This is a genomic window from Comamonas sp. (assembly GCF_036666375.1).
GTDB lineage: Bacteria > Pseudomonadota > Gammaproteobacteria > Burkholderiales > Burkholderiaceae_C > Comamonas.
In genome coordinates this window covers 10,594-19,917 of record NZ_JAVWWA010000046.1, presented here as the reverse complement: position 1 = coordinate 19,917, position 9,324 = coordinate 10,594, and the positions used below count along the sequence as shown (strand labels likewise).

General features: G+C 68.1%; 10 protein-coding genes. 7 read left to right on the top strand and 3 right to left on the bottom strand.

Annotated elements, in window-relative coordinates; all coding sequences use genetic code 11:
• The 5 genes from RR928_RS12860 to RR928_RS12840 form a co-directional block, all read left to right on the top strand.
• On the top strand, positions 1 to 306 hold a 306-nt coding region (locus tag RR928_RS12860), incomplete at its 5' end, for a hypothetical protein (RefSeq protein ID WP_332682791.1).
• Positions 307 to 336: 30 nt separating this feature from the next.
• Positions 337 to 1,074, top strand: a complete 738-nt coding sequence (locus tag RR928_RS12855; protein ID WP_332535429.1) for a dienelactone hydrolase family protein — start codon at positions 337 to 339, stop codon at positions 1,072 to 1,074.
• 76 nt (positions 1,075 to 1,150) lie between these two features.
• Positions 1,151 to 1,666 carry a sigma-70 family RNA polymerase sigma factor gene (locus tag RR928_RS12850; RefSeq protein WP_332682789.1) on the top strand — a complete coding sequence of 172 codons (516 nt, stop codon included), beginning with the start codon at positions 1,151 to 1,153 and terminating at the stop codon, positions 1,664 to 1,666.
• Positions 1,666 to 2,715 (top strand): FecR domain-containing protein, encoded by a 1,050-nt coding sequence (locus RR928_RS12845; RefSeq protein ID WP_332682787.1) that lies wholly within the window; start codon positions 1,666 to 1,668, stop codon positions 2,713 to 2,715. The genes RR928_RS12850 and RR928_RS12845 overlap by 1 nt, the downstream gene beginning before the upstream one ends.
• 91 nt (positions 2,716 to 2,806) lie before the next feature.
• Positions 2,807 to 5,230, top strand: coding sequence for a TonB-dependent siderophore receptor (locus tag RR928_RS12840; protein WP_332535435.1), 2,424 nt, complete (start codon positions 2,807 to 2,809; stop codon positions 5,228 to 5,230).
• Here RR928_RS12840 and RR928_RS12835 read toward each other — a convergent pair.
• Entirely contained in the window at positions 5,224 to 6,141 is a 918-nt protein-coding gene (locus RR928_RS12835; protein ID WP_332535437.1) for a LysR substrate-binding domain-containing protein, read from the bottom strand. The genes RR928_RS12840 and RR928_RS12835 overlap by 7 nt on opposite strands.
• 107 nt (positions 6,142 to 6,248) lie before the next feature.
• On the opposite strand from RR928_RS12835, the gene RR928_RS12830 reads away from it, so the two are divergent.
• Together RR928_RS12830 and RR928_RS12825 are read left to right on the top strand one after the other, a co-directional pair.
• Positions 6,249 to 7,016 carry an SDR family NAD(P)-dependent oxidoreductase gene (locus RR928_RS12830; RefSeq protein ID WP_332535438.1) on the top strand — a complete coding sequence of 256 codons (768 nt, stop codon included), beginning with the start codon at positions 6,249 to 6,251 and terminating at the stop codon, positions 7,014 to 7,016.
• A gap of 50 nt (positions 7,017 to 7,066) precedes the next feature.
• Positions 7,067 to 7,570: a Fur family transcriptional regulator gene (locus RR928_RS12825; RefSeq protein ID WP_332535440.1), complete on the top strand. Its 504-nt coding sequence runs from the start codon at positions 7,067 to 7,069 to the stop codon at positions 7,568 to 7,570.
• Between the two features lie 20 nt (positions 7,571 to 7,590).
• Here RR928_RS12825 and RR928_RS12820 read toward each other — a convergent pair whose 3' ends face one another.
• Together RR928_RS12820 and RR928_RS12815 are read right to left on the bottom strand one after the other, a co-directional pair.
• Complete coding sequence (locus RR928_RS12820; protein ID WP_332535441.1) at positions 7,591 to 8,565, bottom strand: Bug family tripartite tricarboxylate transporter substrate binding protein; 975 nt, start codon at positions 8,563 to 8,565, stop codon at positions 7,591 to 7,593.
• Between the two features lie 78 nt (positions 8,566 to 8,643).
• A partial coding sequence (locus tag RR928_RS12815; RefSeq protein WP_332682784.1) for an SDR family oxidoreductase occupies positions 8,644 to 9,324 on the bottom strand: 681 nt, incomplete at its 5' end.

Below are 9,324 nucleotides of genomic sequence, written 5' to 3'. Positions count from 1 at the left end.
GCGCGCGAGCGGCTTGACAGCATTTCGGCGCGCTGCCGCGCGCCCTTGAAGATGCACCCGCTGGTCACGCGCACCTCGACCATGGTCTCGTGGCTGCTGCTCAACCATGACCTGCTCACCGTATTGCCGCTGACCATGCTGATGCCCTTGATGCGCACCGGGCAAATCGTCGAGCTCGACGTCGCGGGCACCGCGCCCATGGAGCCGCTGGGCCTGCTGCAGCCCGCGCAGCGGCTGGCGCCCGCGGCGCAGCAGCTCAGCGATTTCATGCGCGCGCATTTCACCGCCGAGGCGCAGCGGCATTAGGATAGCCATTTGCCTTGCATCAGGAGTTCCATGCCCGCCGAACACGCAGTGATCCAGACCGAAGACGGCCTTTGCCCCACCGATGTATTCACGCCCGCGGGCACAGGCCCCTGGCCGGCGGTGATTTTCTATGGCGACGCGGGCGGCATGCGGCCCGCGATGCGCGACATGGCGGCGCGGCTGGCCGATGCGGGCTATCTGGTGCTGCTGCCCGATCTCTACTACCGCTACGGCCCCTATGCGCCGCTGGTCCCGGCCGAAGTGTTCGCCGGCAATCCGGGCGCGATTCTGGGCCCCTTCATTGCGACCACGGGCACTGACAAGGCCGCGCGCGATACCGGTGCGTTGCTTTCGTATCTGGACGGGCGCGGCGATGTCGCGGGCACGCGAATCGGCGCCGTGGGTTTCTGCATGGGCGGGGGCATCGCCGTGGCCGCGGCCGCGACCTATCCCGAACGTTTTGCTGCGGTCGCGAGCTTCCACGGCGGGCGCCTGGCGACCGATGCGCCGCAGAGCCCGCACTGGCGGGTGGCCACGCTGCAGGCCGAAATCTATATCGCCAGCGCTGAAAACGACGACAGCTATCCACCCGCGATGGCCCAGCGTTTCGAAGCCGCGCTGACCGAAGCCGGCGTGCGCTATCAAAGCGAGCAATACCCCGCGCCCCATGGCTGGATGGTGCCCGATTTCCCGGTGCACGACGCGGCCCAGGCAGGGCGCGGCTGGGACGCCATGCGGGCGCTGTTCGCGCGCACGCTGGGCGCCTGAAGCCGGCGCGCCCGGGGCGGCGTTGTTTTTGGACTGATCTTGTATAATTGAGAAACATTCTCATTCAATACATTTCGTGTCCAGCTCTCCCATGCCGGCGGCGGATGCCGCTGCTGCTGCCGCCCTGTTCACCGCCCACCAGCCCTGGCTGCTCGAGCGCCTGCGCAAGCGCCTGCGCGACGTGGCAGAAGCCGAGGACGTGAGCTCGGAAACCTTCTTGCGCGTGATGGGCTACAAGCGCCTGCACGCCATGCACGAGCCGCGCGCCTATCTGACGACCATTGCCAAGAACATCCTTACCGAGACCTGGCGCCGGCGCGATCTGGAGCGCGCCTGGATAGATGCGCTCGCGGCCCTGCCCCAAGACTTAGCGCCGTCTCCCGAAGAGCGTGCGGTCTTGCGCGAGTCGCTGCAAGCCATCGCCGACGCGCTCGAAAGCCTGCCCGCCAAGGCGCGCACCGCATTCCTGCTGAGCCAGCTCGACGGCTTGACCTATGCCGAGATCGCGCTGCGCATAGACATGTCGGAGCGCATGGTGCGCCGCTACATGGCCGACGGACTGCGCTGCTGCATGCGCGCGCTGCAATCCTGATGGCGCGCGCCAACGCCGTCGATGCGCTCGATGCGCTCACCGAGCAGGCCATAGACTGGATGGTCGAGCTGCGTTCGGGCGCCGTGGACGAGGCCCAGCGCGCGGCCTTTCAGGCCTGGCTCGCGGCGGATGCGCGCCACCAGCAGGCATGGCACAGCCTGGGCGGGGCGCTGGACGCGACCTTTGGCCAGGCGCGTGCCGGCCAGGGCCGGGCCAGCGGCGCCCGAACCGACGCCGTTTCCCATGCCATCGAGCAGGTGGCAGTGCTGGGCGCGCGCCGGCGCCGCATGCTGCGCGCGGCGCTGGGCGTCGCCGGCCTGGGCCTGGGCAGCAGCTGGGTGGCGCGCAGCAGCGGCCTGCTGGCCGACTGGCGCGCCGACCTGCACACCGCCACCGGCGAACGCAAGACTTTCACGCTGGCCGACGGCAGCCGCCTGCAGCTGGACGCGCGCTCGTCGGTCGATGTGCGCTTTGGCGACGGGCTGCGCCTGGTGCAGCTGCGCCAGGGCCAGCTGCGCGCCGAAGTCTTCGCCGACGCCGCCGCGCCGTTTGTCGTGCGCACCGAACATGCCAGCCTGCGCGCGCTGGGCGCGCAGTTCATGGTGCGCCAGGAGGAGTCGCGCACCCAGGCCGTGGCGCTGAGCGCGGGCCTGGAAGTGCGCACCCTGCTGGCCCAGCCGGAGCAGCGCGCGGTGCTGGCCCAGGGCCAGGGCGCGTGGATCGATGGCATGCAGATCACGCGCCTGGCGCAGCCCGGGCTGGCTGCGGCGGCCAGCGCCTGGACGCATGGCGTGCTGCATGCCGAAGACCAGCGCCTCGATGAAGTGCTGGCGGCGCTCAGGCCCTACCGCCTCGGCTACATCCGCGTGTCGCCCGCGGCCGCGCGCCTGCGCGTGACCGGCATCTTCGGGCTCGACGACAGCGAGGCGGCGCTGCAGGCGCTGGCCGAGACCCTGCCCATCGACATCCATCGCCACTCGGGTGGCTGGCTGGTGCGCGTGGAGCGCAGGGCCTGGGGGCGATCGTCGGGCCTGGTGGAAGAAATATGAAAAAAGGACGGCCGCTTTTGCGCTGCCGTCGCTCATACAGAGGAAAGCCCAGTTTTTTCTGGTTCTGCATCCTCTCTTTCACCGCCCAACCATGCCCTCCAAGTCATTCTTCCGGCTTCACTTCCTGACCAGCGCCTGCCTGCTGGCCTGTGCCAGCGCCCAGGCCGCAAGCGGCGTGCCCCAATCCTATGACGTGCCCGCCCAGCCCCTGAGCGCCAGCCTGCTGCGCATTGCCGACGAAGGCGCAACGCCGCTGTCGCTGGACGCCGATCTGGTGCGCGGACTGCCCGCGCCCGCGGTGCGCGGCCAGCTCACGCCCGAGGCCGCGCTGCGCCAGGCGCTGGCCGGCTCTGGGCTCGATCTGCAGCGCACGGGCAGCGGCATTCTCACGGTGCGCAAGGCGCAGGCACAGGCCGCCGATGGGGCCGGGGATAGCGCGGCCGCGGGCCAGGCGCTGGCCACGGTCACCGTGAAGGCCGTGGCCGAAGGCGAGCGCGCGACCACCGAAGGCTCGGGCCGCTACACCCCGCGCGCTACCTCCGCGGCCACGGGCCTGGTGCTGGCGCCGCGCGAGACGCCGCAGTCGCTGGAAGTCGTCACGCGCCAGCGCATTGAAGACCAGGCCGTGCACAGCCTGTCCGAAGTGCTGCGCACCACCACGGGCGTGGCCGAGTCCAGCTACGACAGCGAGCGCTCGTCGTTCTCCTACCGCGGCTTCAATGTCGACAACTACCTCTACGACGGCGTGGCAACGACCTTCAGCTCGCCCTATGCCGCGGGCGAGAGCGAACTCGACGCCGCGATCTATGACCGCGTTGAAATCATCCGCGGCGCGACCGGCCTGCTGACCGGTTCGGGCAATCCCGGAGGCTCGGTCAACCTGGTGCGCAAGCGTGCGAGCAGCCGCCAGCTCACGGGCGAAGTCTCGGTCTCGGCCGGTTCCTGGGACAACTACCGCAGCGATGTCGATGTCTCCACGCCGCTCAACGCCGAAGGCAGCGTGCGCGGGCGCTTTGTCGCCGCGGGCCAGCGCGCCCATACGTTCCAGGACCACCAGGAAAAGAACAAGCAGCTGTTCTTCGCCACCGTGGAAGCCGACCTCACGCCCGCTACCGTGCTGCGCGTGGGCGCCGACTATCAGGAGAACCGGCCCAAGGGCTCATCGTGGGGCGGCGTGCCCATCTGGTTCACCAATGGCGAAGTCATCAACTGGGACCGTTCGACCAATCTGGCGCCCAGCTGGAACCACTGGAGCACCACCACCAAGACCGCTTTTGTCGCGCTCGACCATGCGCTGGACAATGGCTGGAAGACCCACATCGGCTTTGCGTCCAGCAAGCAGAGCTATGACGCCCAGCTGGCAATGGCGCTGGGCAACGTGGCGCCGGGCAGCTACCACGTCGATGGCCAGCCCTACAGCTACTGGTACCGCGGCCAGCGCGCGCAGGACGCGATGGACGCCAAGGCCGAAGGCAAGTTCACGCTGTTCGGCCGCGAGCACGAAGCGGTGTTCGGCGCCAGCGCGTCGCGGCAAAAGCAGCTGATCATAGGCGCGCGCGCGCTGGACATGCAGCGGTATGCGGCCAGCCTGCTTGACTGGAACGGCGCGCTGCCCATTCCGGCCTGGGGCGAGCCCTATGTGGAGTCCGACATCGCGACGCGCGAGAACGGCCTGTATGGCGCCGTGCGCCTGTCGCTGACCGATCCGCTCAAGCTGATCGTCGGCGCGCGCTACAGCAGCTGGGAGCGCAAGGAGATCGACAAGTTCACCCACTTCACACCCTATGCGGGCGCGGTGTATGACTTCGGCAACGGGCTGTCGGCCTATGCCAGCTATACCAATATCTTCAAACCCCAGGACGCGCAGGACCGCAATGGCAGCTTCCTCGAGCCCATTGTCGGCAAGAGCCGCGAAGTCGGCGTCAAGGCGGCCTCGGCCGACAACCGCCTCAACGCCGCGTTCTCGGTGTTCAACATCCTCCAGGACAATCTGGCCCAGGCCGACACCGAGGCCATGACGCCCGACGGCCTCAACCAGGCCTATTACGGTGCCAAGGGCGCGAACAGCAAGGGCTTGGAGTTCGAGGTCTCGGGCGAAATCCTGCCGGGCTGGAACGCCAAGCTGGGCTACACCCACTACAACATCAAGGACCAGGCGGGCAAGGAGCTGAACACCACGCTGCCGCGCAGCATCTTCGATCTGTTCACCACCTACCGCGTCGCGGCCACGGGCGGCAAGCTGATCGTCGGCGGCGGCCTGCGCTACCAGGGCGATATCTGGGGCCTGGCCTGGGGCGCGGACGGCTCGGGCAGCGTGCTGCAGCGGCGCAGCGAACAGGCCAGCTACACGCTGGTGAACCTGATGGCACGCTATGAGTTCACGCCCCAGACCTCGCTGCAGGTCAACCTCAACAATGCGTTCGACAGGAACTATCTGACGCAGTTGAACTTCTACCAGACCAAATCGTACGGCACGCCGCGCAATCTGCTGCTGACGCTGGTGCACCGCTACTGAGCAGTGCCTGTCGCTCCCGCCAGATGCGGCGTGACCACTTCGGTGATCCAGTTCAGGCAGGCGGTCACGCGCGCGGGCAGCTGGCGGCGGTGGGGGTAGAGCAGCGACACCGGCATGGGCGGCGCGGTGAACTCCGGCAGCACCGCCACCAACAGGCCCTGGTCCAGCAGCAGCTGGGCGCCGCGCTGCGGTGCCTGGATCAGGCCCAGTCCGGCGACGCAGGCCGCCTGGTAGGCATCCGTGCCGTTGACCACGATGGCGCTGCGCATCGGGTGCAGCCTTGTCTGCTGGCCGTCCTGGTACTCCCAGCCCGCGCCCTGCATGCCCAGCTTGCCCGCGTAGTGAACGAGATGGTGCTGCGCCAGATCTTCCAGGCTGCGTGGCCTGCCGTGGCGCGCGAGGTAGGCGGGGCTGGCGAGATTGCACATCGCCATCTCGCCCAGCGGGCGCGCGATCAGCTCGGTCGCGGCCAGCGGGCCTATGCGCAGCACGCAGTCGAAGCCTTCGTGCACCAGGTCCACGCGCTGGTCGCTGGTGCTGATGCCGATTTCCAGCAGGGGGTGGGCGGCGAGAAACTCGGGCAGGCGCGGAATGATCAGGTCGCGCGCCAGCGCGTTGGGCAGGTCTATGCGCAGCCGCCCGCGCAGGCCGCTGGCGGCTCCCTGGAACATGGCCTGCAGCTGCTCGGCGTCGGCCAGCAGTTCCTCGCAGCGCGCGAGAAACTGCGCGCCATCGGTGCTCAGGCGTACCTGGCGCGTGGTGCGTTGCAGCAGCCGCGTGCCCAGCTGCAGCTCCAGGCGCTGCACCGCTGCCGAGACGCGGCTCTTGGTCAGGCCCAACTGCTCGGCGGCCTGGGTGAAGCTGCCCAGCGCGGCGACGCGCGAAAAAATGCGCAGTTCGTGGAGATCCATGCCTGGATTGTATTGTTGAGGTGGACAGTCTGGGCTTGAAATCGCGGTTTATCCGATGGCGGTGAACGCCTAAAGTCAGGTCTTCTTCCACCCCAAGCGAGACTCCCATGACGAATTCCACTCCCCGCATCGCATTGATCACCGGTGCCAGCCGCGGCCTGGGTCGCAGCGCGGCGCTGCACCTGGCGGCACAAGGCGTGCAGCTGATCATCACCTACAAGGACGGCGCGGCGGCTGCGCAGCAAGTCGTCGCGCAGATCGAGGCCCTGGGCAGCCGCGCCGTGGCGCTGCGCCTGGACGTGGGCGACAGCAAAAGCTATGCCGCGTTTGCCGAGAGCGTGAAGGCCGCGCTGGCCGCCACCTGGCAGCGCGAGCAGTTCGACTATCTGGTCAACAACGCCGGCGTAGGCTTCAATGCGCCGTTTGCCGAGACCAGCGAAGAGCAGTTCGACATGCTGTTCAACGTCCACCTCAAGGGCACGTTCTTTCTGACGCAGAAGCTGTTGCCGTTGATCGCTGATGGCGGGCGCATCGTCAACACCTCGTCGGGCCTGGCGCGTTTCAGCTTCCCGGGCTATGCCGCGTATGCGGTGATGAAAGGCGGCGTCGAGGTGCTCACGCGCTATCTCGCCAAGGAACTGGGGCCGCGCGGCATCAGCGTCAACACCATTGCTCCGGGCGCGATTGAGACCGACTTCGGCGGCGGCACGGTGCGCGACAACGCGCAGGTGAACGCGCATATCAGCAGCGTCACGGCCCAAGGCCGCGTGGGCCTGCCCGACGACATCGGCGGCGCCGTGGCGGCGCTGCTGTCGCCGGGCAACGGCTGGGTCACGGGCCAGCGCATCGAGGTGTCGGGCGGCATGATGCTGTGAGCGTGGAACGCGCTAAACTAGCGGGTGTTACAGCATAACGTCCGCAAGCCATGTCGCCAGCCACCCCCACGCACCACCCCGAGCTGACCCGGCACCAGAGCCTGGTGCTGGGCGCACTGTCGCGCGAAGAAAGTCCGGCCAGCGCCTACACGCTGCTGGCCCATCTGCAGGCCGAAGGCCTGCGCGCGCCGCAGCAGGTGTACCGCGCGCTCGACAAGCTGATCGAGTACGGGCTGGTGCACCGCGTGGAGACCATGAACTCGTTTGTCGCCTGCGCCCACCCGCACGACCACCAGCATGGGCTGGTGGTGTTTGCCATCTGCGACCAGTGCGGCCATGTCGACGAGTTCTCCGACAGCGCAATCGAGCGCCGTCTCAAGGGCTGGTCCAAGGACAACGGTTTTCGCCTGGGCGCGGCCACGGTGGAGCTGCATGGCCAGTGCGCGCGCTGCGATGGCGCGGCCGACGTGCCTGCCGTGCACGCCGCGCCTGCGGAACCCGCGGTCAAGCCCGCGCGCCGCGCGCGCCAGGCGGCGGCAGCCGAACCGACGTAAAGCCTGGTCGCCCGCGCACTTCAATCGGGCTGAATTCCCGCTTCCTTGACGACCTTGCCCCACTTGGCGAGATCGGACTTGATCAGCGCCGCATACTCCTGCGGCGTTCCGCCTTGCACTTCTATACCCGCGGCCTCGAGCTTGGCGCGCACGTCGGGCAGCTTGAGCGCGGCGTTGATCTCGGCATTGAGCTTGGCGACTATGGCCTTGGGCGTGCCGGCCGGCGCCAGGAAGCCGCCGTTGGTGTTGGCGTCATAGTCCTTGAGCCCCTGTTCGCTCGCGGTGGGCACATCGGGCAGCGACATGCTGCGCTTGCGCGTAGATACGGCGATGGCGCGCACATTGCCGGCCTTGGCCTGGGCCTGGATGGCGCTGATGGTGTCGATGTACAGCGCGGTGCGCCCGGCCAGCAGGTCGGGGTGGGCGGCTGACGAGCCTTTGTAGGGCACCAGCAGCATGGGCGCGCCGCTGGCCATGCGGAACATTTCGGCCGCCATCTCCTGGGCGCTGCCGCGGCCCGAAGTCGCGACCTTGGCCTCGTTGGGGTTGGCCTTCATCCAGGCAATGAACTCGGGCAGTGTCTTGGCCGGAATCTGCGGGTAGATCGCGAACACCAGCGGCACTTCGTGCGTGTAGACAATCGGCTCGAAGCTTTTCTCCGGGTCCCAGCCCAGGTGCTTGAACAGGAACTTGTTGATGTTGTGGCTGCCGCCCACGATGCCTATGGTGTAGCCGTCGGGCGCGGCCTTGGCCAGGGCGTCGGTGCCGAGGTTGTTGGACGCGCCGGGCCGGTTGTCGACGACCACGGCCTGGCCCATGGAGGCGCCGAGCTTGTCGCCGACCACGCGTGCAATCGTGTCTATCGCCCCGCCGGGCGGCGCGGGAACGATGATCTTGATGGGCCGCGTGGGGTAGTTCTGCGCCGAAGCCAGCGTGGGCGCCAGCATCATGGTGGCCGAAATGGCAAGAATCCTGAACAGAGCGGTGCGTTGCATGATTGTCTCCTTTTGTGGTTTTCTCTATGGTTCTCTAGCGCCCGGCCCGGGGGCCAGGCAATGCCTGCCATCGGGCGTTCAGCCACGCCCCACATAGGGCATGGCGCTGGCCATGATGGTCATGTTCAGGATGTTGGCTTTGAGCGGCAGCGCGGCCACATGGCGCACGGCGTCGGCCACATGGCGCGCGTCCATCATCGGTTCTGGGGCGGTCGTGCCATTGGCCTGCAGCACGCCGCGCGTCATGCGCTCGGACAGCTCGGTCAGCGCATTGCCGATGTCGATCTGGCTGGCGACGATGTTGAAAGCGCGCCCGTCGAGGGCCAGCGCCTTGGTCAGGCCCGCGACCGCGTGCTTGCTGACCGTGTAGGGCGCGGTGAACGGCCGCGGCGTGTGCGCCGAGATCGAGCCGTTGTTGATGATGCGCCCGCCCTGGGGCAACTGGCGGCGCATCAGGCCGAAGGCGGCGCGCGCGCACAGGAACATGCCCGTGACGTTGGTGTCGAGCACGCTGAACCATTTGTCCAGCGGCAGCTCGTCGATGGGCACGGCCGGGGCGTTGACGCCCGCGTTGTTGAACAGCACATCGAGGCGGCCGAAGCGCTGCGCTATCGCATCGAACAGCGCCTGCACGCTGTCGGGGTCGGTGACATCGGTGGGTACGGCCAGCGCGGTCTGGCCCAGTTCGGCGGCCTGCGCGGCCAGCGCCTGCAGCGGCTCGGCGCGGCGCCCGGCAAGCACAACGCTCCAGCCGTCTTC